Genomic DNA, 23,370 nt, shown 5'->3' with positions numbered 1-23,370 from the left:
CGAGTTTTTAAAGAGATCTGCTAGACAGTGCCGCGAGGCGGCAAGCACTGCAAACAACGGTGCGCAGTGTACATTTTCAAAGCTCTCAGTCAATGCGAACACGGTAAAATGCCAAAGATAACCCGTTAATTTACACTAATTGACTAAAAAAACTGATAGACCAGCGCCACGGAGGTCTCTGTGCTTAAGGCTGCGACATCTTCGGCGGTGTCTGTTTCATGGTTTAGTATGAAGGATAACTTCATCGCCAGTGAACCGAATACGTTGGCTGAAAGCGAAGTTTCTGAGCGCGATTTCATATTTTCTTCACCCGCCTCAGTGCTAACAAACTGCCTTAACTTGGCACCTGAGCTCCAGTGGTATTTGTATTCGGCGGACGCTCTTACAATGATGCCATCGTTGACTACGCTTTCATTATCTTCTTCAGCTTCAATAAAACTGTAGCCAGGACCAATGCTATAGCGAAACTCACTGTCTTCACTGCGCCAGAGGCGCTGAGACCAGCCCGCTGCCAGCGAAGCACGGTGATCGTAACCGGTAAATTGATCGTCTTCGTAATCACCGTACATAAAAAGACGGCGACCAGGCGTCATTAGTTTATAGTCGAACTGCGCGCTAGTGAAAAAGCGCTGGGCGCTGATGTCCCGCTCTGTTGTTGGCGTACCGCTTTCTTTATAGAGCAACTCTGCGAAGTAGATACTGCTCCAATTTTCTGTTTCATGGTCCGCATTGACCGCGGCTTTCACACTAGCAGCTGAGGTGTTTCCGGTGTTTACAAGTACACCTAGTTCACCGTCTAGCGTAAAACGAGGAATTTCGTCATCGGTGTCGGGCGTGAAGTCTGCGTGATAGAGGGTTTGTATAAGATCCCTCGCACTTGCGTGCACACACACGCAGCAACAAACAATGCCAACAACAATGCTTGGCCGGAAGATTTTTTTGAACATAATCTGATTTACGTTGAGCTTTATAGTTTTTAGATTACGTCTTAGTACGACGCTTGTTATACCAATCCTCTGGATGAGCTTTACTACATTTTGCTAATTATCAGTAAAGTAACGAAGTTGTTGCACCGAAAGCTCAGTGAATAAGCGACACAGTTTTTGCCGTTTCTTGTTCGGCGTATTCAATTGAATTGCTTATCACTTCCATGTTGAGACTTACTGTATTGGCTATCTCAGGGGTAAAAAGTTCAATGTCAGCGTAACTTTCTTTATTTAACTGACTTACCGTAATTCGATTTGCTAAACACAGGACGCAGATATCTACATCAGATTTATGTTTAGCTTCATCATTCATGAACGTTACCGGATAGTACAACCCAATAGGTAAGTGCCAATTTTCTAGTATGATACCGCTGCAATGAGCAAACGTAAAACCGAAATGCTCCAACTGATTAACGTGCGGTAACCCGTTCGTCTCAGCATTCAGGTATGACTGATAGCGTTTAGTTTCTTTCTTGGCCACGACCAGCTCACTTAAGTTTTGCAATATACCCATTACAAAGAAGCGTTCTGCTCCGCGCACGTTAAGTCTCATCGCAAGACTTTTGGCCACCATGCCGCAATACACTGATGCATACCAATGTTTGTCTAAATTTATTAACTTAGTATCAAAGCGTTTAAATGCTGTGCTGGCAGTTTCTGCAATTACCAAGTTATACAGGGCTTCGCCTCCAATCACACTGATTGCTTTGGCAACAGATTCTACTTGAGAAGGAAACCGAAACAGCGAGCTATTCGCCAGCCTTAGTACCTTCGCGGTAAGAGAGGGATCAGCTCTTATAAGCTCGCCAATATCCTCGGCGCTGGAACGGGGATCGTCTAATGTTGAACGCAGGCGCACGCATATATCCGGTAACGTAAATGATTTCGCGGCATACGAAACATACTTATCTAACGACATCTAGAAACTCTCAGTCTACTTTTTACAAACTCAAGGCCGCTTATTCTGAACTTGGCGGATCATCAAACAGCGTGAACTGCCCAATTGATTCCCCCAGCTCTTTTTGCTGTTGCTTGCGAGCGCGCGTCAGCACCGCTTTTTTGCGCCGAGCACAGGCGCTGATTATTTTACGTTTAGTTGCATCATCAACCTTAAGCCAGTACAGGCGCTCGTCGCGACTTCGATAGCACCCTTTACAGAAACCCCTTGGACCTGACTCACACACACCAATGCATGGGCTTGGAATTTCAAAAAACTCCAGCTGTTGGGATTGTGATTTTTGTTCCGTCATGTCAGTGGCATAACCTTCAAAAGGTGAAACGAATACCACTTAGGCTGCATTTTCAAGCAAGCAACAGTGGCCACGCTTTAGCTTTATCAATATAAATTAAAACGCATACTCCAACATCTAGCCACTAGACATTAGCAGTAAGGCATTCCAATCATCTAAGCCACGCTGCTTTAAAACTAAGCAATTCGACTCGCAGGCCTTTTCGATATGACAAAGCATAGCACGAAATACGGCCTGTTGACTGCTACACCATGTTCGAAAGCCTGATGCGCTAGTCGATAAGTGTGTATTCGATAGTAGAAACCACGCGCACTTTCTTTATATGTGGATGATGACTGTCGCGACTAGAAATACTGAACTGCCCTTGGTTAGCGCGCTTAATTTTGCCCAACGTACTTTTTGAATCTTTGGCAAATTTTTCCGCAACCTCTCTCGCATTGAGCGTAGCTTCTTCAATCATTTCCGGCTTTACTTCGTTTAAGCGGGTAAATACATAGTCGGGCTGAGCGCGGTAGCTTTGGTCTGATAATACAATACCAGTTTTAATTAACTCCCCAATTTGCTGCATAAGCGCTCGCACCTTTTCAACATCATTTGAAAAGACAGTAACGGTTTGAATGGCACTGTAGCGAAATGGCGCTTTTTCACTACTTCCGTATTGTTGCGCCAATTTGTCATTTATTTCAGGCTTTCCAATAGTAATGCTTTCTGCTGAAATGCCCTTCTCTTCTAAAAAGCTAGCCACCTGAAGGCTATTCTTTTCAATATGTTCATATAGTTGAGGTAAGTCATTGCCCGCGTCGACAAATTGAATAGGCCAAATAACCTGATCAGCAATGTATTCTCGCTCTGACAATCCTTTTACGGTTACTACTCTATCCCACGTTTGCATATCGTTCATGGCGGAAGACACCTGAACACCAAGTAAAGACACAGCAACCACCATGCCCATCGCCATTACTATCGCCGCACCTATTTTCATTCGAATCTCCATTCTTTCTGTTTTCACCAGTATACAAGCGAATATAAGCTTTTCGGTTTCAAAAAACGAGATAAAAGCTGACCAAAGGTGGCAAAAAAAAGGCCACTCAAATGAGTGGCCTAAAGAGCCCTTTAAGAGGGCAACGCTTGGGTAGACGGGAGAGTTAATCTTTACGCTGTATCAGGTAATAAAATACCGGAGTCAAGATAAGTCCAAATACGGTAACACCAATCATGCCTGAGAATACTGCTACACCCATGGCTTGACGCATTTCAGAGCCGGCACCGGTTGATACCGCCATTGGCAGCACACCCATAATAAAAGCAATGGATGTCATTAGTATTGGACGAAGACGTAAGCGACTGGCTTCTTTAATGGCTGAAAGCGCGTCCATCCCCTTGTCTTGTAACTCTTTTGCAAACTCGACAATAAGAATAGCGTTCTTCGTTGCAAGGCCAACCAATACAATCAAACCTATTTGGGTAAAAACATTGTTGTCGCCGCCATAAACTTGCACACCAATAAGCGCGCTCAGCAAGGTCATGGGAACGATCAATATGATTGCCAGTGGCAAACGCAGGTTTTCGTATTGTGCAGCCAGTACTAAGAACACCAAAAGCACAACTAATGGGAATACAAACGCTGATGCATTACCCGCTAATATTTGCTGATAGGTGATCTCAGTCCACTCGTAAGTCATACCAAGTGGTAACGTTTCAGCCAGTATTTCTTCAATAGCGGCCTTCGCTTGGTCAGACGAATAGCCTGGCGCTGCTGCACCGTTTATTTCAGCGGTGACGTATCCGTTATAGTGCATAACACGGTCAGGGCCTGCACTGTGCTCAATGTTCAAGAATGAGCCAAGCGGGATCATCTCACCTTGTGCATTACGCACTTTAAACTGGGTAATGTTCTCAATATCCTGACGGTATTGGGCATCAGCTTGTACATTTACTTGGTAAGTTCTACCGAACAAGTTGAAGTCGTTCACGTATAACGAACCTAAGTAGCCCTGCATGGTGGTAAACAAGGTATCGATGTTTACACCTTGGCTTACCGCTTTTTCACGGTCTACATCCACATCGAGCTGAGGTACAGCAACAGTGAAGCTAGTGAATGCATCGGTAAGCGCTGGGTGTGCCCACGCTTTGCCGATCACTTCTTGCGTTACACGCTCAAGTTCTTCAAAGCCTAGGTTTCCTCTGTCTTCAACCTGTAAACGGAAACCACCAATCGTGCCTAACCCCATTACTGGTGGCGGCGGGAATATTGCCACAAAGGCACCTTTTATAGATCCAAAGTTCTGGTTAAGCTGGGCAGCAATGGCGCCACCAGATAGATCAGGCGTCGTTCTTTTATCAAAGTCAGTCAGCGTTGCAAACAACACGCCTGAGCTTGGACTATTGGTAAACCCGTTAATATTCAAGCCAGGGAATGCAATTGCATCTTCAACACCAGGGTGTTCCATAGCAATACGAGACATTTCACGGATCACTTCTTCAGTTCTGTCTAAGCTTGCTGCATTAGGCAGTTGAGCAAAGGCGACCAAATACTGCTTATCTTGCGGCGGAACGTAGCCTGTTGGTGTATTGGCAAACTGGAAGTACGTGAGTCCTAGCAGACCCGCGTAAAGCACCATGATGATACTGCTCTTACGGATAAGCCCACCCACAGCAGCAGTGTAGCGCTTTGAATTACGGTCAAAGAAACGGTTAAACGGTGAAAATACAAAGCGGCCAAACACTTTATCCATTAAACGGGTTAACCAGTCATTCGCTTTACCGTGAGGTTTCAATAGTAATGCAGATAATGCAGGGCTAAGCGTTAACGAGTTAATTGCAGAAATTACCGTAGAGATAGTAATTGTTAGCGCAAACTGCTTATAGAACTGCCCAGTAAGACCGCTCATGAAAGCAGTAGGTACGAATACCGCAGCAAGTACCAGTGTTGTGGCAATGATAGGACCGGTTACTTCTTTCATTGCCTGTACGGTGGCTTCAAACGGCGCTTTGCCTTCAGAGATATTACGCTCTACGTTTTCAACAACAACGATGGCGTCGTCCACAACAATACCGATTGCCAACACTAGACCAAACAGCGACAGTGCATTCAGCGAGAAGCCCATTAGCTGCATAAAGGCGAACGTTCCCACAAGTGAAATAGGCACTGCAACAAGTGGGATAATAGACGCACGCCATGTTTGTAAGAACAGTACAACAACAAGTACAACTAACAATACAGCTTCAAGAAGTGTACTAATTACCGCTTCAATCGAACCGCGAACAAATACGGTAGGGTCGTAGGCAATTTCGTATTCAAGGCCTTCAGGGAACGCCTTAGACAGTTCCGCCATACGAGCGCGAACGTCATCTGAAATTTGGATTGCATTAGAGCCTGGTGCTTGGAAAACCGGCACCGCTGCCGCAGGGTTATTGTTAATAAGTGAACGCAGTGCATAAAACTCTGAACCTAGTTCAATACGCGCAACGTCTTTAAGACGGGTTATTTCACCATTCTCACCCGATTTAACAATAATATTTTTAAATTCGGCTTCATCTTTTAAACGGCCGCGCACATTGATAAGCAGCTGAAATTCGCTGCTACCCGTAGGCTGTGCACCTAGGCTACCTGCCGCCGCTTGCTGGTTTTGGTCGGCGATAGCTGCTGCCACATCGCCAGGGTTTAACTGGAGCGCAGCCAGTTTGTTAGGGTCTAACCACACTCGCATGCTGAATTCACCAGCACCGAACAGGCGCACTTGCCCAACGCCATTGATTCGCGCTAGTTCGTCTTTAACGAACTGATCAGCATAGTTTGAAAGATAAAGCATGTCATAACGATTATCAGGCGACGTCAAGTGCACAACCATGGTTAAATCTGGTGACGATTTTTCAGTCACCACACCTAGGCGCTGCACTTCTTGAGGTAAACGCGGCGTAGCGCGATTTACACGGTTTTGAACCAGCGTTGTAGCTTCATCTGGATCCGTACCAATGGCAAACGTAATTGTTAGCGTCATACGGCCATCACTGGTTGCCTGTGATGACATATACAGCATGTTTTCAACACCGTTTATCTCTTGCTCTAGCGGCGTTGCAACTGTTTCCGCGATAACTTCTGGGTTTGCACCAGGATAATTCGCAGTTACCACCACGGTAGGCGGCACTACTTCTGGGTATTCAGTGATAGGCAGTTGCCAGACAGCAATTGCACCACCGATAAAAATAAGTAAGGAAAGCACGCCCGCAAAAATCGGGCGGCTAATGAAAAACTGCGAAATGTTCATTACTTAAGGCCTGCTGTTGCTGTACCTGTGGCAAATGAACCACCAGATAAAACATCCTCATACTGCGCCATGTTTTGGGTTACTTGTGTTGCGTTATCAACACGTGACTGCCAGCTAGATAAGTTTGCCAGAGCACCTTCATCACCCATAGGCACTTCGTTAGCGGCAACTTGGGCACCAGGGCGAACACGCTGTAAGCCATCAACTACAATGGTGTCGTTTACATTCAAACCGCTTGTGATAATGCGCATGCTGCCCACTTTGTCACCTAGCTTAACCACGCGGTATTCCACTTCACTTTCGTCGTTTACAACCAGTACAAACTTGTTATTAAGATCTGTGCCGATAGCTTTCTCTTTAATAAGAATGCCCTGTTCATCGGTGTCACCTGCCAATTTTAAGTGTGCAAATAACCCCGGAATTAAACGACCTTCTTCGTTATTAAATACGGCGCGAACGCGAAGTGTGCCGGTGCTACCGTTAACCTGGTTGTCGATAAAATCAATTTGACCCCAGTGTTCGTAATCAGACTCGTTAGCAAGGCGCATCGCTACCGGCTGCTCGCTCACTGCTGTTGAAGCCGTTGATTTATCGGTTAGATAGTTTAGGTAGGTCTGCTCATCAATATCGAAATACGCATATAAACGGTCGGTCGATACGATGCGAGTCAACTCTGTTTGTCCTGCGGTAACAAAGTTACCTTCAGTGATGTTTGCTCGAGAAATACGTCCAGAAATAGGTGCTTCAACACGAGCAAAGCCACGATTTAGGCGCGCTACATCAAGTGCGGCTTGCGTTTGGTTTAAGCTTGCAAGCGCTTGGTTTTTCTCAGCTAAACGGGCGTCAAGAACTTCTTCAGAAACCGCCTGGGTTTTACGAAGTTTAAAAGCACGGCTATAGTTTTGCTCAGCCAACTGAACGCGACTTTTGGCTTCTGCAAGCTGTGCAGTCAATCGATCAACTTCTGCTTTAAACGTGCGGTTATCAATTAAGAATAGGGTTTGTCCTTGTTCGACGTATTCGCCTTCGTCAAATGCAACAAAGTCAATATAGCCCGACACGCGAGGGCGAAGCGCAACAATTTGCGGAGACTCTAAACGACCTGTAAAATTATCCCACTCGGTTAAACGCTGAGACACTACCGTTGCCACATCAACAGGAACACCAGCATTTGCGTCAGCGCTCATTGATTGACTTGGATCCTGCTTGTCACCACCACATGCAGCGACAAGCGCAGTTAGGCTTACTATTGCCAATAAACGGGTAAAAGTTTTCATTGCAAGATTCTCTTAAAAATTAAACTAAAGTTTGATGCTGCGCATTATGCATCGCCACCAACAATAAAAATAATTATCTTTTTATATGCAACACATCACATGATGTTATATATTGAAGATCGGGCTGACAGAGACAACTGCTTTTAAAAATTTAGAAGAATGGTTTCGCAGAGAAAATGAGAATAACCGTATAAAAAGCGAGAGCTTAGGGAAATCAACGGTTACAGCGATATAGTGTACCAGTGTCGCTCGTCGCATTCATTTGGAAAATAAATGCTTTTAGCTATAACCTATAACTAAACTATGTCAGTTAAATTACATAGCCAAAAACGCAGTAAACGGCAGCTTTTTTCATTGTTCGATAGGTGAAAGTAGACTGTCCGCAATAGACACCGGAGACAACCATGCGTCCACATGATTTAAATTTATTGATGATTTTTGATGCCATCATGACCGAGGGTGCAATTACCCGCGCAGCTGACAGGCTGTCGATGACGCAACCTGCGGTATCTAACGCACTTTCTCGTATGCGTACAGCCTGGAAAGATGAACTGTTCGTTAAAGACGGCCGTGGTATTCAACCTACCTCATTTGCTAAAAATTTATGGAGTCAGATTCAGGGCCCTTTAGGCGAGCTCGAAGTCGCCGTTAACCCAACTGACTTTAACCCTGCAACAGCTAAGCGTACCTTTCGTATAGCTGCAACTGACAGCATCGTTTCTATGGTGTGGGGGCCGCTACGCAAAGTGATTGAGAATGAAGCGCCAGGTATTAATATCCATGCCATTCCTAATTACGACATGGAAACCGACAAAATACTCAAAGACGCTGAAGCAGAGCTCACTTTCTCTAAATATCAGGAGCCTGGCTCTGTTATTCATGCCGAACATGTTCTCGACCCAAGCTGGGTTGTGGTAATGCGCCCCGATCATCCACTAGCAAAATCTCAATTGACCTTAGAAGACTTTGTTGCGGCTGATCATCTTCTGGTTTCTGTTACAGGCGATGTGACTGGCCCTACAGATCAGGTGCTGGCGAATTTAGGCCTTAAACGCCGCGTGGCAATGTCAGTAAACCAGTTTTATAACGCTACACCGTTATTAAAAGAGAGCAACCTTATTTGTGTAGCACCGTCTTTGGTAATGGAAAAAGAAATTTTCTCAGGGGAACTGGCGGTATTTGAAACGCCAATAGAAATTGTCAGCTCTCCGCTGTCTGTGATGTGGCACAAACGTCAGGATCAAGACGCGGGTTTACAGTGGCTTAGAGGACTCGTAGTTAGATTTATTCGCGAGCGTGTACAACGTCATGAAATGCTGCTCTCTCGATGCTGTAGAAAAGCCTATTGCGCCGAAACGGTTAAGCGCTTTATGGACCAGCGTAATATGGACTGCGAAGAATTTACGCCAGCGCATTTGAAAACGCCCAGCAATGATGAAATGGACAAAAGACTCGACACAGTAGCGGTTGGAAAAGAAACGGCTTAATACTAGCCTGCTTAGTTAACTACTCACTCGGCGAGACTTAACATGTTCGTCATCGCGTTGTGTTACCGCAGGTAAAGTGGTTCTAAAACATTCAAAGCCCTAATAAAAAAACCGCTCAATGAGCGGTTCTTTCATAATTCGAAAAAAGAAGCTAAATTACTTCTTTTTCTTCGCTTTCGGGTTTGGTAGGTCAGTAATACTTCCTTCGAAGATTTCAGACGCAAGACCAATTGATTCGTTAAGCGTTGGGTGAGCATGGATAGTCAATGCTACGTCTTCAGCGTCAGCACCCATCTCAATAGCAAGGCCGATTTCGCCAAGCATTTCGCCCGCGTTGGTACCTACCATAGCACCACCGATTACGCGGCCCGTTTCTTTTTCGAAAATCATCTTGGTCATACCGTTAGTTGCATCAGATGCAATTGCACGGCCTGAAGCAGCCCATGGGAACGTTGCTGTTTCATAGCTTACGCCCTGCTCTTTCGCTTCTTTTTCAGTTAGACCAACCCAAGCAACTTCTGGCTCAGTGTACGCTACTGAAGGAATAGCGCGTGGATCGAAGTAGTGTTTCTGTCCAGCAATTACCTCTGCAGCAACGTGCCCTTCGTGAACTGCTTTGTGCGCAAGCATAGGCTGACCTACAAGGTCACCGATTGCGAAGATGTGGTCAACGTTGGTACGCATTTGCTTATCAACGTTGATGAAGCCACGCTCGTCAACGTTTACGCCAGCTGCATCTGCGCCAACTAGCTTACCGTTTGGCTTACGACCAACAGCAACAAGTACTTTGTCGTAGCGCACTGGCTCAGCAGGTGCGTTCTTACCTTCAAATGTTACGTACAAGCCATCGTCTTTTGCTTCAACCGCAGTCACTTTGGTTTCAAGCATGATGTTAAACTTGTCTTTGTAGTCTTTCATGAACACTTTCATGATGTCTTTGTCAGCTGCTGGAATTAGCTGATCTAAGAATTCAACTACATCAATGTTCGAGCCAAGTGCTTCGTACACAGTACCCATTTCTAGACCGATGATACCACCGCCTAGTACTAGCATTTTCTCTGGAATGTCTTTCATTTCCAGTGCGCCAGTTGAGTCAATTACACGATCATCTTCTGGGATGAACGGTAGGCTTACTGGCTCAGAACCCGCAGCGATAATCGCTTTCTCGAAAGTAATAGTAGTAACGTCGTCACCATTTTTTACTTCTAGGGTGTTTGCGCCTGTAAATTTACCGAAGCCTTGTACATGCTTGGTTTTACGCATTTTAGACATACCGCTAAGGCCATTTGTTAGTTGCTTAACAACGCCGTCTTTGTATTCGCGGATTTTATCTAAATCGATGGTAGGCTCGCCAAACGATACACCGTGGCTAGCAAGGTGCTTCGCTTCTTTCATCACTTTAGCAACGTGAAGAAGGGCTTTTGAAGGGATGCAGCCAACGTTAAGACAAACACCACCAAGCGTGTCGCGTGAGTCTACGATAACTGTTTCAATACCTAAGTCAGCCGCACGGAATGCTGCTGAATAACCGCCAGGGCCGCCGCCCAGTACCACCAATTGCGTTTTAATTTCGCTCATTGTGAACCTCAATCCTGTTCTTGTAGGGTCATGCTATTACTTTTGTGTAATAGCATAACCTAAATGCCACCAAATGGGCTTATAAAATCGTCGAAAATGTTACTGATATTGTAAACTTTTTCGACCTTTTATTTAAAGTATGATTCTGCGTAAGTCAGTTAGGTTTGCAGCAACCTCAGTAGAGAATCTTGCACCTACCGCACCATCGATGACTCGGTGGTCGTATGACAGGCTTAGCGGCACCATTAAGCGCGGCTCAAACTCTTTACCATTCCACTTAGGCTTCATCTCAGACTTCGACACACCTAATATGGCGACTTCTGGTGCATTTACAATAGGTGTAAACGCCGTGCCACCAATACCACCTAGACTAGAGATGGTGAACGTTCCACCCTGCATGTCAGCCGCTTTAAGCTTGCCTTCACGGGCTTTCTTAGAGGTGTCGATAAGCTCTTGAGACAGCTGCTCAATACCTTTCTTATTCACGTCACGAATAACAGGTACAACAAGGCCTCCCGGTGTTTCAACCGCAATGCCAATGTTGATAAACTTCTTAATGATTAAGCTCTCGCCGTCGTCAGACAATGATGAGTTGAATACTTCGTATTTCTCAAGGGCTTTAGCTACCGCTTTCATCACGAATACCAATGGCGTGATCTTAAGTCCAGACTTAATCTTCGCGTGGTAAGCGTTTTGCTCTTTACGGAATTCTTCCACTTCAGTGATATCTGCTTCGTCGAACTGCGTAACGTGGGGGATAGTCGCCCAGTTACGGTGTAAGAACGGTCCAGAGATCTTTTGAATTCGAGAAAGCTTTTGTTCTTCAATCTCGCCAAACTTGCTGTGATCAATAGGCTTAACCGGCACGATTTGAAGTACGTTGTCGCCCACAGGCGCACCGCCTGAAGCTGCTGCTGTGCGAGGTTTCGCAAGCTCAGCTTTCACATAGGCTTGAACGTCTTCTTTCAAGATACGGTTTTTAGGACCAGAGCCGTTAACTTGAGTCAGGTCTACACCAAACTCACGAGCAATACGGCGAACCGAAGGAGAAGCATGTGCTTTACCTGTATTCTTGGCTTCTGGCGCTGGAGGCACAGGAGAACGACCTTGCGAAGCTTCCTGCTGTGATGCTTGTTTAGTCTCTTCTTGCTGTGACTCTTGTTTAGTCTCTTCTTGTTTAGGCGCTTCAGCAGGCTTTTCAGCTGCACTTGAAGAGGATCCACCGCTGGTCTCAAGCTTAACAACCAAGGTGCCTTGCTTAACTTTGTCTCCCGCTTTGATAAAGACTTCTTTAATCGTACCTGCATGTGTTGAAGGCACATCCATGGTCGCTTTATCAGTTTCTAGCGTGATAAGACCGTCTTCTTTTTCAACGGTATCGCCAGCTGATACAAGTACATCGATAACGTCAACTTCACCGTCTTCACCAATGTCTGGTACAGCAACTTCGATAGTCTCGCTACCGGCAGACGCCGCTGGCGCTGACTCTTGCTTTGCACTTTCCTGTGCAGCCGGTGCAGACGCTTCAGAAGAAGCATCGCTAGACGCCGATTCACTTGAAGACGAGCCTGAACCCGCTACTTCAAGCTTAATAACAACCGTACCTTCTTTCACTTTATCGCCAGTACTGATGAATACTTCTTTCACCGTACCTGCGTGTGTTGAAGGAACGTCCATGGTTGCTTTATCGGTTTCAAGGGTAATTAGCCCATCTTCTTTTTCAATGGTGTCGCCCACTGAAACCAATACGTCGATTACGTCTACTTCGTCGTCAGAACCGATATCCGGTACTGCAACTTCAATCACTTCGCTGCTGCCAGACGCAGCTGGCGCTGCTTCTGACTTGCTTTCGTCTTTTGGTGCTTCTTCTTGCTTGGGCGCTTCTTCTTGTGAAGCATCGTCTGAAGATGATTCTTCAGCGGCGCTCTCACCAGCACTATCACCACCAGCAACTTTCATTTCACCAATCACATCGCCTTCTTTGATTTTATCGCCTACTGATACAGACAGGCTTACAATCTCACCTTCAAACGGTGCTGGAATGTCCATTGACGCCTTGTCACTTTCAACAGTAACAACGCCTTCATCAGCCTCAATGTTGTCGCCTACGGCAACACATAGCTCGATAACTTCAACTTCGTCACCGCCTACGTCGGGTACGATAATCTTTTGAATATCTGACATATGTAAAATACCTTATCTGGCTTACGCGTAAAGTGGGTTAAGTTTTTCAGCGTTAATTTCAAAACGCTTAATGGCTTCTGCTACCACTTTCTTCTCAACGTCGCCGCGCTGAGCTAGTTCGTAAAGTGATGCAACCACAATGTATGACGCATTTACTTCAAAGTGAGTACGCAAGTTTTCACGGCTATCGCTTCGACCGAAACCGTCTGTACCTAGGCAGCGGTATTCAGTTTCGATGAACGCGCGTACTTGGTCTGAGTAGTTCTTCACATAGTCGGTGGCAGAAATTGCAGGACCTGCGTCTTTCGTAATTACCTGACCAATGTAAGGTACTTTTTGCTCAGCTTCTGGATTTAGCATGTTCCAGCGCGCAACGTCTTGACCTTCACGCGCTAGCTCGTTGAACGAGGTCACAGAGTAAACGTCAGAAGACACGTTGTAGTCTTCACATAGTATCTGGGCCGCTTTACGCACTTCGTTCAAGATAGTACCTGAGCCCATTAGCTGTACATTAAGCTTAGACTTGTCATTTTCAACACGCTCTAGCTTGTAGATACCTTTAATGATCTGCTCAGCAACATCATCACCTTCTGGCATTGCAGGGTGCTGATAGTTCTCGTTCATTAGCGTTAGGTAATAGAAAATATTTTCATTGTTACCGTACATGCGACGCAGGCCATCTTGAACGATAACCGCGACTTCATAACCGTACGTTGGATCGTAAGTAATACAGTTAGGGATTAGGTTCGCCTGAACGTGTGAATGACCGTCTTGGTGCTGTAGACCTTCACCGTTAAGCGTGGTTCTACCCGCAGTTGCGCCTAAAAGGAAACCACGTGCTTGGCTATCGCCTGCTGCCCATGCCAAGTCACCAACACGTTGGAAACCAAACATCGAGTAGTAGATGTAGAACGGAATAGTGGTAGCGTTACACGTTGAGTAAGACGTACCCGACGCAACCCACGATGCCATTGCACCTAGCTCGTTAATACCTTCTTGTAATACCTGACCTTTCTTATCTTCGCGATAGTAAGCGACTTGGTCGGCATCTTGAGGTACGTATTTCTGGCCTTCGTTGGCATAAATACCTACCTGACGGAATAAGCCTTCCATACCAAACGTACGGGCTTCATCAGGAATAATTGGTACTACACGCTTACCAATTTTCTTATCTTTCAATAGCGCATTAAGTACACGTACAAACGTCATAGTTGACGATACTTGACGGTCACCTGAACCTTTTAAAATAGCATCGAACGCGCTTAGTTCTGGAACTTCTAATTGCTCTTCAGCCTGTTCGCGGCGAGAAGGCAAGTAACCGCCTAGAGCTTCACGACGTGCGCGAAGGTACTTCATTTCTTCGCTGTCTTCGTCGAACTTGAAGTATGGCAGGTCAGCAATCTTGTCGTCTGCTACTGGAATATTGAAACGGTCACGGAACGCTTTGATTGAATCAACGTCCATTTTCTTCACGTTGTGCGCTACGTTTTGTGCTTCGCCTGATGCACCAAGACCGAAACCTTTAACCGTTTTAGCAAGGATTACCGTTGGACGATCGTTCGTATCAATCGCTTTTTGGTAAGCCGCGAATACTTTAACTGGATCGTGGCCACCACGGTTCAAGCGCCAGATGTCGTCGTCAGACATGTTCGCTACAAGTGCCGCTGTTTCAGGATACTTGTTGAAGAAGTTCTCACGGGTGTACTTGCCGCCTTTGGCTTTACAGTTCTGGTATTCACCGTCTACTGTTTCGCCCATAAGCTGAATTAGCTTGCCAGATTTATCACGAGCTAATAGCTCATCCCAGTAGCTACCCCAAATAACTTTCACTACTTCCCAGCCAGCGCCGCGGAACGTACCTTCAAGTTCTTGGATAATTTTGCCGTTACCACGTACCGGGCCGTCTAGACGCTGAAGGTTACAGTTGATAACAAACGTTAGGTTGTCCAGGCCTTCACGAGAAGCAAGACCAATTGCACCCAAGCTCTCTGGCTCATCACACTCACCGTCACCCATGTAGCAGTAAACGCGCTGACCTGAACAGTCTTTGATACCACGGTTAGTTAGATACTTAAGGAAGCGCGCTGTGTAGATAGCTTGAAGTGGACCAAGACCCATAGATACGGTTGGGAATTGCCAGTAGTCTTTCATCAAGTGAGGGTGTGGGTATGACGACAGACCATCGCCAGCACACTCTTGGCGGAAGTTGTTTAACTGTTCTTCAGTTAAGTTGCCTTCCATATATGAGCGCGCATAAATACCTGGAGAAATATGGCCCTGAGCGAAAATAAAGTCGCCGCCTTGATTTTCGTTAGGCGCTTTGAAGAAGTGGTTAAAGCCAACATCGTAAAGCATAGCCGATGATGCGAAGCTACCAATGTGGCCACCAAGCTCTAGGTCTTTCTTAGATGCACGCAATACAATCATCAATGCGTTCCAACGAATTGCCGCACGGATGCGCGCTTCGATGGTCAAGTCGCCAGGCATTTTTGGCTCTTGCGCTGCTGGGATAGTATTGATGTAGGCAGTAGTTGCGTCATACGGTAGATGCGCTCCGCTGCGACGTGCTTTATCAATAAGTTTTTCGAGTAAATAGTGGGCGCGTTCTACGCCTTCCTCTTCTAAAACCGACTCAAGCGCATCAATCCACTCTTTAGTTTCTTGAGGATCTACATCTTGGTGCATCATATCAGACATGGTGCCATCCTATTTTTTGCTTATATAGAAAATCCTCCCTTAGCATTGCCTCTACTCTTAAAGGCGCTAAAAGAAGGAAAACTAAATTACGTTGTACTCACAGTGACCCAATCTGGCTCACCTGCTTTTGCAGTGGCACAGGAAAAACCTGACCGGCCTCTGCGAATGAATAGCTATCTAGCCCTTATCTTATAAAAAGTAAGACTAGTAACTAAATCTCTAATCGTCGCAATGCACGCTGTACGCGGGTATCGCGTTGATTAATGGTTAGTAGCGTTTTTTCAATAAACGCCAAATGCGTATTACATGCCTGACGCGCAGCTTCAGGGTCGCGAGAAGCAATGGCCTCTACAATTTCACGACGCTGCTTAGCAATGTCTTCCACCGCTTCAGGGTGCGCTGCCAACATGTCAAAGTTTCGTTCAATATTGTCCACCAGCATGCTTTGCATGGTGCTCATTACGTGCAACAACACCATATTGTGTGATGCTCTTGCCATAATGATATAAAACTGTCCTAGCGCCTCAGCTTGGGCACGCTTGCTTTCGTGCGCTTTAGGCGTAGGTACGTCGTTCAATGCTTGCTTCAATGCGTTGTAATCTTCAGGTTGACCACGAAGTGCCGCGTAATACGCCGCCATCCCTTCAAGTGCATGACGAAATTCAAGCAAATCAAATTGAGTTTCAGGACGCTGGCTAACTAAGTCCATTAGGGGGTCTGTCATGGCTGAGTTAAGGTTGCGGTTAACAAACGTACCGCCGCCTTGCTTACGTTCTACCAACCCACGTGCCTGTAAATTACCAATGGCTTCCCTAAGCGAAGGTCGCGATACATCAAATTCAAGCGCAAGCTCTCTCTCTGGCGGTAATTTCTGACCAGCCAATAACGTACCGTCGAGTATCATTGACTCGAGTTGCTCGGTAATCACATCAGAGAGTTTTTTTCGCTGCTGCCGCATGCGCGCTACGTATCCTTTTATTTAAACCCTGCTCTATAACAATAGCGACGTTATAAGAGCGGTGAATGTAAAAAATAATCGTGGAATATTTAATCACAAACTCAATTGGTAATACCATTTTACCTATCTAGTTTAAGGCAGATCGATTTCGAGGTAAATACTCACAAGCATAGCAAAGCATTTACCTTTTGCTGGGTGTTAAGCTTTATTGTTGAATTTGTTAAGAAAAATCAGTAACCGCAAACTGGTCTGATGAGGAAGGGAGAATGCATTAATAGGGGCAAAGCGCCTGATCTACCTACAATTAATAAATAGACCAAACGCCCTTCTAAGCCAAGTAGGCTAGTAAATGTTAAAAATAATGACTATGCAAGACTGCCTACAAGCGTGAGCGCTGATGTTATTAGAAGAAGAAAAATAACATTACGTTTTGCTAACTTTACAAGCACCTTCGGTTCTATTGCTGCATTTTCAGCCTGCAACTGCTGTTCATCAGGCGTTAGAATCTCAGCTTTCGAAGAAATTTGTGTAAGCACATCGTATGCAGGTACATCGAACTGAAGTGCATACTTAATCCACTCAGGCAACGCTCGTGAGAAATGTCCCATCATCAACATGCCAAAAGCGGTAACGCGAACAGGAATATAATCAAGCGCAAACATCAATCTTCCCGCAGCGGCTTTTAAAGGGTGATTTGCATCACACAATGCCTCGGTTGTGCTTCGACTCAAGCTATAAAACAGCGCGCCAGGTGCACCAAAAGCAATAAACCACAGCATCACAGCGGCATAGTGTTGATAGTTAAGCCAGGTAAGGTGTTGGCCAAAAGTTTTGCCTTCTGTACCCGCACTTCCGTCACTGTCTGTTTGACTTGCACAATGCCCTAGTTGGTCGGTGTACATACTGCACGCCTGAAGGTCACCTCGATCAGCAGCATTCAAAAAACTCTTGTAGACGGCTCGCAATGCAGGGCAGCCAATACAGATGAACAAAATTATGCTTTGCTCTATAAACGTAAGAAATGCACCAAGTACCCAGTATTCAATTGCTCCCAGCACTACTGCGGGAAGTAAAAGATAGAAATAAAGTGCTGTGGATGAGGCCTTTTTACTCCCCTCCTCACCTTCATTTCCTTCTTGAAACTTAATCAACCCTTTATCTTGAAGAAAAGCACGATATTGAGCGGCATACTTTTCAATATGCCAATTAGGTGTTTTTGTTATCAACCGCTCGAGGCTGAGAACTAATAGCAAGCTCATTAACATCATAGGTATTGAGTTTCCTTTTTTCTGCAGTGCGGATTAGTTAAATTATTTAAACCCAGCAACGCGCATTCTATATCTTGCCCAATCGAAAGCTGCACCAGGGTCAGTTTTTCGCCCTGGTGCTATATCATTATGGCCTACGATACGCCCTAACGTGATCCGAGGATAGTATCTCGTAATAAAATCAGTGAGTTCGCCAAGGGCTTGGTACTGTGCATCGGTGTAAGGCAACGTATCAGTACCTTCAAGTTCAATACCTATAGCATAGTCGTTACAGCGGCTGCGGCCTTGAAACGAAGACAATCCTGCGTGCCATGCGCGCTGTTCGAAGGGTACAAATTGCTCTACTTCACCCGTTCGATAAATCACACAATGAGCGGAAACTCGTAACCCAGCAATTTCTTTATAAAAGGGATGTTCATCAGGATTGAGGGTTCCGGTAAACAATTGGCGAATGCCCGGCGTACCAAACTGTGAAGGAGGTAGTGAAATATTGTGTATCACTAACAGGCTAACGTCTGTGCTGTCAGGACGAGCATCATAATGCGGACTTGCTGTGTACTTTGCTTCGTTGTAAAGCACCATAGTATTTGCTTCGATAATTGATTTTCTGGCTAATAGCCTACATTGTATATGGATATAAGTGTATAGGGCTATACATTGCATTCTAACAAGCTAATCAGCACGTTAGTCTTTTGCTTAAGAGATTACGCCGAGTATTTAGCGATACGAAAAGCGGTGCACCACTATTATAAGAAAGGTAGAAGCATGAATGAACAACAAGACCCGACAGCGTCAACGGGTAAATGGATGGTTGCGCTTGCTTGGATTTGCGGTTTTGGTCTACTGGTTTTTATTTTCTCAGATCTTCTAGAAAAACAAATTAACCCAAATAGCGAACCAACATCAGAGCGTATTGGTTCACAAACCGAAGTCCGACTTAAGCAAAATCGCCAAGGTCACTATGTGACAACAGGTTATATTAATGGTGAGGAAGTCGTATTTCTTGTTGATACGGGTGCCACTGACGTAGCCGTTCCCGCTCATTTGGCTAACAAGCTTCAACTCAAAGCGGGTCGAGAAGGGTTAGCCAGCACAGCTAACGGCGTTGTAAGAGTCGCCGAATCGACCATTGAAACTTTGCGCATTGGTGAAATTGTGGTGCGCGATGTAAAAGCAAACTTAAACCCCGGTATGCAAGATGACCATATATTGCTGGGAATGAGTGTTCTTCGCCAATTAGAGTTTACTCAGCGCGGAGAATGGTTAATATTGCGTACCCTTTAAATACACAGATAGCATAGATCATAGCGATGAAGATGACATCACCAGACATGCAAGCGATTCGAGAGCAAGTATCGAACGCGCTTATTGAAGATCTTGGCGGCGAATTAAATGCTGCAAACGACATTACGGCGAACCTGATAGATGAAAGCGTTAATGCAAAAGCCACTATTATTACGCGAGAGCCTTGCGTGGTTTGTGGAATCGCATGGGCAAACCAAGCATTTGCACTAATCGACGAGTCGGTGTCGCTAACGTGGCATGTAAAAGATGGTGACAAAGCTGATGCCAACACCGTACTGGTTAGTTTGGAAGGCTCTGCTCGCGCGATATTGACGGCAGAACGTACGGCGCTTAACTTCCTACAAACCCTGTCAGCAACCGCCACTGTTACTGCCTTTTACGCTAAGTTTTTAGATGGCTCCAACACCAAAATTCTCGATACCCGCAAAACGTTGCCAGGTCTGCGGCATGCACAGAAATACGCGGTGCGTTGTGGTGGAGGTCAAAACCATCGTGTGGGTCTGTTCGATGCATTCTTAATTAAAGAAAATCACATATTTTCTTGCGGAAACATCGAGAAAGCCGTAAGCCGAGCGAAAACAATGATGCCGGGCAGGCCCGTTGAAGTAGAGGTAGAGAGTTTAACCGAGCTTGAACAAGCCCTTGGAGCAGGTGCCGACATTGTCATGCTGGATAATTTCTCTAACGAACAGATCCAACAGGCAGTAGCGCTCAACAAAGGTCAATGTAAACTGGAAGTATCAGGAAACATTACTGATGAACGACTGGCGTCTCTCGCTAAGCTAGGCGTAGATTACATTTCATCTGGAGCTTTAACCAAACACGTTCAGGCCATTGATTTGTCGCTGCGCATTAATTTGACATAGCAGAGTAAGAAAGATAAAGAGCCAAATTATAAGCTGTATAGGTGGATTTAACATTAGGTAAGCGAATGTGTTGCTTATCCCGTTGTACTTCCACTTTTATAACGCGGCTTCTTTGTTGCACGTGTTTTATTATAAAGCTAAAGTGTTTCAGTGAAATTTACGTTATCGTAATTATCACTTTCCTATACTGTGGCTTTAATTGCTGAGACCTTAATGGTTGAGGTTGCACAGTGATTTTAAATCACCAAGTAGATGTATAATTTACAATACGATTACTCGTCATTCTGTTCAGTCATTTCTCGATAATGCTTTTTGTGTATAGATAGACATGCGCACTTAAGTCATTAACTTTTATACGAAAGTTCAAGTGATAAAGCCTGCCAAGGTGCGGCGAACCATGTCATACTGAAAAAGCTAGACATAGGTATATTCGCCTATACTTGTCAGTAACAAATAAAATTCTATACTGAGTATCAAGTACCAGGGGCGTTAAACGGACGACTCGGGTATAAACGTCAATTTGAATTAGATTTAAACTTTACGTGTTATACACGTCCCGGAGAAAACCATGATGAATATGAATACTAAAAACCAAAAAGGTTTCACCCTAATCGAACTAATGATTGTTGTTGCAATCATCGGCATCCTTGCAGCAATCGCATTGCCTGCTTACCAAAACTACGTGCAAAAAGCTCGTTTCTCAGAAGTATTGAACGCTTCAGCAGCAGCAAAAACAGCGGTTGAAATATGCTATCAGTCAACTGCTGCACTAGCAGATTGCGATGCAACCGCAAATGGTGTTCCAGGAGAGATTACAGCAACTGCCGATGTAGTAGGCGTAAACACAACAGATGGCACAATCGTTGTCACTACTCATGCAGACTACTCCTTGGCAAGCGTTACGGTTAACTTTGTACCGACAGTGGCAGGAAATGCACTAACGTGGGAAATTCAGTGCTCTGATGTGACACTTTCAAATAGCTGTGTACCAATTTCATAAGTCTAGTAACTCAAAAAGCCCAGCTTTCGCTGGGCTTTTTCGTTTGAATCGGAGCAACGTATGCCTAAAGCAGCATCAGTTTTTACTTGGCAAGGTAAAGACAAACACGGACAGTCTCGAAAAGGCGAAATATCTGCGATTACAATTTCCGAAGCTAAAAATTTATTGCGAAGACAGGGAATCTCAGCCAACAAAGTAAAGAAGCTTAGTAAGCCCCTATTCGGTGCACGTGGACAAAAAATAACCCCTGCGGACATTTCGGTAATATCTCGCCAAATTGCCACAATGTTGAGCGCGGGCGTTACGTTAATTCAATCATTAGAAATGATTGCACAAGGTCACGCCAAGCAATCCATGCGAAAGCTTTTAGGCGAAATAACCGATGAGGTAAAAGCGGGTAATCCATTGTCATCGGCGCTTAGAAAACACCCCCTATATTTTGACGATTTATATTGCGATTTGGTTTATACCGGTGAGCAGTCGGGCGCACTTGAAACCATTTATGACCGCATTGCGACCTACAAAGAAAAGGCCGAAGCACTAAAATCAAAAATCAAAAAAGCGATGTTTTACCCTATCGCAGTTTTGGTTGTTGCTTTTATTGTTACGACCATCCTTCTTATATTTGTTGTGCCGCAGTTTGAAGAGATTTTCAGCAGCTTTGGCGCAGAACTCCCTGCCTTCACCCAGTTCGTATTGGCTATTTCCCGATTTGTACAAGACTACGGTATTTTTATCGCCATAGGTATTGGTGGTGCTGGGTTTATGTTTATGCGCACCTATAAGCGAAGCCAGAAGCTACGGGACACGGTAGACCGCAACATTTTAAAAATTCCCGTTATCGGCGAGATACTAAAAAAAGCCAGCATTGCGCGCTTTACCCGAACCCTAGCCACGACCTTCGCAGCAGGTGTGCCGCTTATTGGCGCACTAGAATCCGCTGCCGGAGCTTCGGGCAACGCGGTATACCGCGAGGCCATTTTATACATGCGTAAAGAAGTGGCGGGAGGTATGCCAATGCACGTTGCAATGCGCGCTACACAAGTATTCCCTGACATGGTGACGCAGATGATTGCCATTGGTGAAGAGTCGGGCGCGGTTGATGAAATGCTCAGTAAAATTGCCACCATATATGAAGCTGAAGTCGATGATATGGTAGACGGTCTAACCAGCCTACTAGAACCTATGATCATGGCCGTACTTGGCGTGGTAATCGGCGGCTTAATTGTGGCTATGTACCTCCCTATTTTCCAGATGGGTAACGTGGTATAACGTAGCTCAGCACCTAAAGAACGAAAATCAACAATTATAAGAACCACATACCATGGACGCGATAATTACGCTCAGCCAGCTTTACCCCGCTGTATTCTATTCCCTAGTCTTTTTTGTAAGCTTAATGGTTGGCAGTTTCTTGAACGTGGTGATTTACCGCTTGCCTATTATGATGGAACGCAGTTGGCAGCAAGAGTACCAAAGCTATTTTAGCGAGGGTGCGCCGACGCCCAACGATAAAAACTCAACGGCGTCAGAGGAAGTATTTAACCTTGTAAAACCAGACAGCACATGCCCTAGTTGCGGCCACAAGATTCGCGCATGGGAAAATGTTCCTGTTATTAGCTACCTGTTCCTTAAAGGTAAATGCGCTAAATGCAAAGTTGGAATATCAGTTCGTTACCCGCTGGTTGAATTGTTTACTGCTTTAGCCTGTACGTTTGCGGCCTATCAATTTGGTGTCACATCGCAAGCACTATGGGCCGTATTGTTTACCTACATACTCGTTGCTCTGCTGTTTATTGACTTAGATAAAATGCTATTACCTGACCAGTTGACACTACCTCTACTGTGGTTGGGGTTACTGTTGAGCACGCAACACATTTTTGTAGGCACCACCGACGCTATTATTGGCGCAGCGGCGGGTTATTTAAGTTTATGGTCTGTTTATTGGCTATTTAAACTTGCCACTGGCAAAGAAGGCATGGGCTATGGCGATTTCAAGCTGCTCGCCGCACTTGGCGCTTATACGGGCTGGCAAGGTTTGCCCATTATTATTTTGCTCTCTTCGTTTGTTGGCGCAATTGCAGGCATACTCATAATGGTGATTCAAAACAAAGGTAAGTCGCTGGCAATTCCTTTTGGTCCCTATCTCGCAGTGGCGGGTTGGCTGACACTGCTTTTTAAAGATGCCATTATTACCACCTATCTTGATTACGTACTTTAGTTTGAAGGTGCCGGCATTATGAATAAGC

General features: G+C 45.3%; 18 protein-coding genes. 6 read left to right on the top strand and 12 right to left on the bottom strand.

Annotation, left to right across the window (positions count from 1 at the left end; genetic code table 11):
• Nucleotides 1-143 precede the first annotated feature (143 nt).
• The 6 genes from BIZ39_RS12045 to BIZ39_RS12020 form a co-directional block, all read right to left on the bottom strand.
• A complete protein-coding gene (locus BIZ39_RS12045) occupies nt 144-947 on the bottom strand; it encodes a YdiY family protein (RefSeq protein ID WP_014950388.1) in 804 nt (267 codons plus the stop codon).
• A gap of 133 nt (nt 948-1,080) precedes the next feature.
• Nucleotides 1,081-1,905 (bottom strand): HDOD domain-containing protein, encoded by an 825-nt coding sequence (locus BIZ39_RS12040; protein ID WP_187447079.1) that lies wholly within the window; start codon nt 1,903-1,905, stop codon nt 1,081-1,083.
• A gap of 40 nt (nt 1,906-1,945) precedes the next feature.
• On the bottom strand, nt 1,946-2,236 hold the full coding sequence (locus BIZ39_RS12035) for a DUF1289 domain-containing protein (protein ID WP_039228189.1): 291 nt from the start codon (nt 2,234-2,236) through the stop codon (nt 1,946-1,948).
• Between the two features lie 271 nt (nt 2,237-2,507).
• Nucleotides 2,508-3,218 carry an SIMPL domain-containing protein gene (locus tag BIZ39_RS12030; RefSeq protein WP_014977212.1) on the bottom strand — a complete coding sequence of 237 codons (711 nt, stop codon included), beginning with the start codon at nt 3,216-3,218 and terminating at the stop codon, nt 2,508-2,510.
• Nucleotides 3,219-3,381: 163 nt separating this feature from the next.
• Nucleotides 3,382-6,504: an efflux RND transporter permease subunit gene (locus BIZ39_RS12025; RefSeq protein WP_187447078.1), complete on the bottom strand. Its 3,123-nt coding sequence runs from the start codon at nt 6,502-6,504 to the stop codon at nt 3,382-3,384.
• Nucleotides 6,504-7,781: an efflux RND transporter periplasmic adaptor subunit gene (locus BIZ39_RS12020; RefSeq protein WP_187447077.1), complete on the bottom strand. Its 1,278-nt coding sequence runs from the start codon at nt 7,779-7,781 to the stop codon at nt 6,504-6,506. The genes BIZ39_RS12025 and BIZ39_RS12020 overlap by 1 nt, the downstream gene beginning before the upstream one ends.
• 404 nt (nt 7,782-8,185) lie before the next feature.
• Between BIZ39_RS12020 and BIZ39_RS12015 the strand changes: the two genes are divergently transcribed.
• Nucleotides 8,186-9,268: a LysR family transcriptional regulator gene (locus tag BIZ39_RS12015; protein WP_187447076.1), complete on the top strand. Its 1,083-nt coding sequence runs from the start codon at nt 8,186-8,188 to the stop codon at nt 9,266-9,268.
• Nucleotides 9,269-9,424: 156 nt separating this feature from the next.
• Here BIZ39_RS12015 and lpdA read toward each other — a convergent pair whose 3' ends face one another.
• The 6 genes from lpdA to ampD all read right to left on the bottom strand — a co-directional run bounded on the left by lpdA (nt 9,425) and on the right by ampD (nt 18,535).
• Entirely contained in the window at nt 9,425-10,846 is a 1,422-nt protein-coding gene (gene lpdA, locus BIZ39_RS12010) for a dihydrolipoyl dehydrogenase (RefSeq protein WP_014950394.1), read from the bottom strand.
• A gap of 132 nt (nt 10,847-10,978) precedes the next feature.
• On the bottom strand, nt 10,979-13,030 hold the full coding sequence (gene aceF, locus BIZ39_RS12005) for a pyruvate dehydrogenase complex dihydrolipoyllysine-residue acetyltransferase (RefSeq protein ID WP_187447075.1): 2,052 nt from the start codon (nt 13,028-13,030) through the stop codon (nt 10,979-10,981).
• Between the two features lie 21 nt (nt 13,031-13,051).
• Nucleotides 13,052-15,727, bottom strand: a complete 2,676-nt coding sequence (gene aceE / locus BIZ39_RS12000; RefSeq protein WP_187447074.1) for a pyruvate dehydrogenase (acetyl-transferring), homodimeric type — start codon at nt 15,725-15,727, stop codon at nt 13,052-13,054.
• Between the two features lie 211 nt (nt 15,728-15,938).
• The gene (gene pdhR / locus BIZ39_RS11995) at nt 15,939-16,685 is read right to left on the bottom strand and encodes a pyruvate dehydrogenase complex transcriptional repressor PdhR (protein WP_014950397.1); all 747 of its coding nucleotides are present in this window, start codon (nt 16,683-16,685) and stop codon (nt 15,939-15,941) included.
• A 365-nt stretch (nt 16,686-17,050) separates the two neighbouring features.
• Nucleotides 17,051-17,953 (bottom strand): beta-lactamase regulator AmpE, encoded by a 903-nt coding sequence (ampE, locus tag BIZ39_RS11990; protein WP_187447073.1) that lies wholly within the window; start codon nt 17,951-17,953, stop codon nt 17,051-17,053.
• Between the two features lie 42 nt (nt 17,954-17,995).
• Nucleotides 17,996-18,535, bottom strand: a complete 540-nt coding sequence (ampD, locus tag BIZ39_RS11985; RefSeq protein ID WP_187447072.1) for a 1,6-anhydro-N-acetylmuramyl-L-alanine amidase AmpD — start codon at nt 18,533-18,535, stop codon at nt 17,996-17,998.
• A 183-nt stretch (nt 18,536-18,718) separates the two neighbouring features.
• Here ampD and BIZ39_RS11980 point away from each other — a divergent pair, with 183 nt between their 5' ends.
• From BIZ39_RS11980 to BIZ39_RS11960, 5 genes are all read left to right on the top strand, one after another.
• Complete coding sequence (locus BIZ39_RS11980; RefSeq protein ID WP_014977216.1) at nt 18,719-19,237, top strand: TIGR02281 family clan AA aspartic protease; 519 nt, start codon at nt 18,719-18,721, stop codon at nt 19,235-19,237.
• 32 nt (nt 19,238-19,269) lie between these two features.
• Entirely contained in the window at nt 19,270-20,124 is an 855-nt protein-coding gene (gene nadC, locus BIZ39_RS11975) for a carboxylating nicotinate-nucleotide diphosphorylase (protein ID WP_187447071.1), read from the top strand.
• Nucleotides 20,125-20,692: 568 nt separating this feature from the next.
• Entirely contained in the window at nt 20,693-21,124 is a 432-nt protein-coding gene (locus tag BIZ39_RS11970; protein WP_187447070.1) for a prepilin-type N-terminal cleavage/methylation domain-containing protein, read from the top strand.
• A gap of 60 nt (nt 21,125-21,184) precedes the next feature.
• A complete protein-coding gene (locus tag BIZ39_RS11965) occupies nt 21,185-22,396 on the top strand; it encodes a type II secretion system F family protein (RefSeq protein ID WP_187447069.1) in 1,212 nt (403 codons plus the stop codon).
• A 52-nt stretch (nt 22,397-22,448) separates the two neighbouring features.
• On the top strand, nt 22,449-23,342 hold the full coding sequence (locus BIZ39_RS11960; protein ID WP_187447068.1) for a prepilin peptidase: 894 nt from the start codon (nt 22,449-22,451) through the stop codon (nt 23,340-23,342).
• The last annotated feature ends 28 nt before the right edge of the window (nt 23,343-23,370 follow it).

It is taken from the genome of Alteromonas sp. BZK5 (genome assembly GCF_014349115.1).
Taxonomy (GTDB): domain Bacteria; phylum Pseudomonadota; class Gammaproteobacteria; order Enterobacterales; family Alteromonadaceae; genus Alteromonas; species Alteromonas macleodii.
The sequence above is the reverse complement of the archived record's forward strand: the minus strand, read 5'-3'. Positions and strand labels throughout refer to the sequence as shown.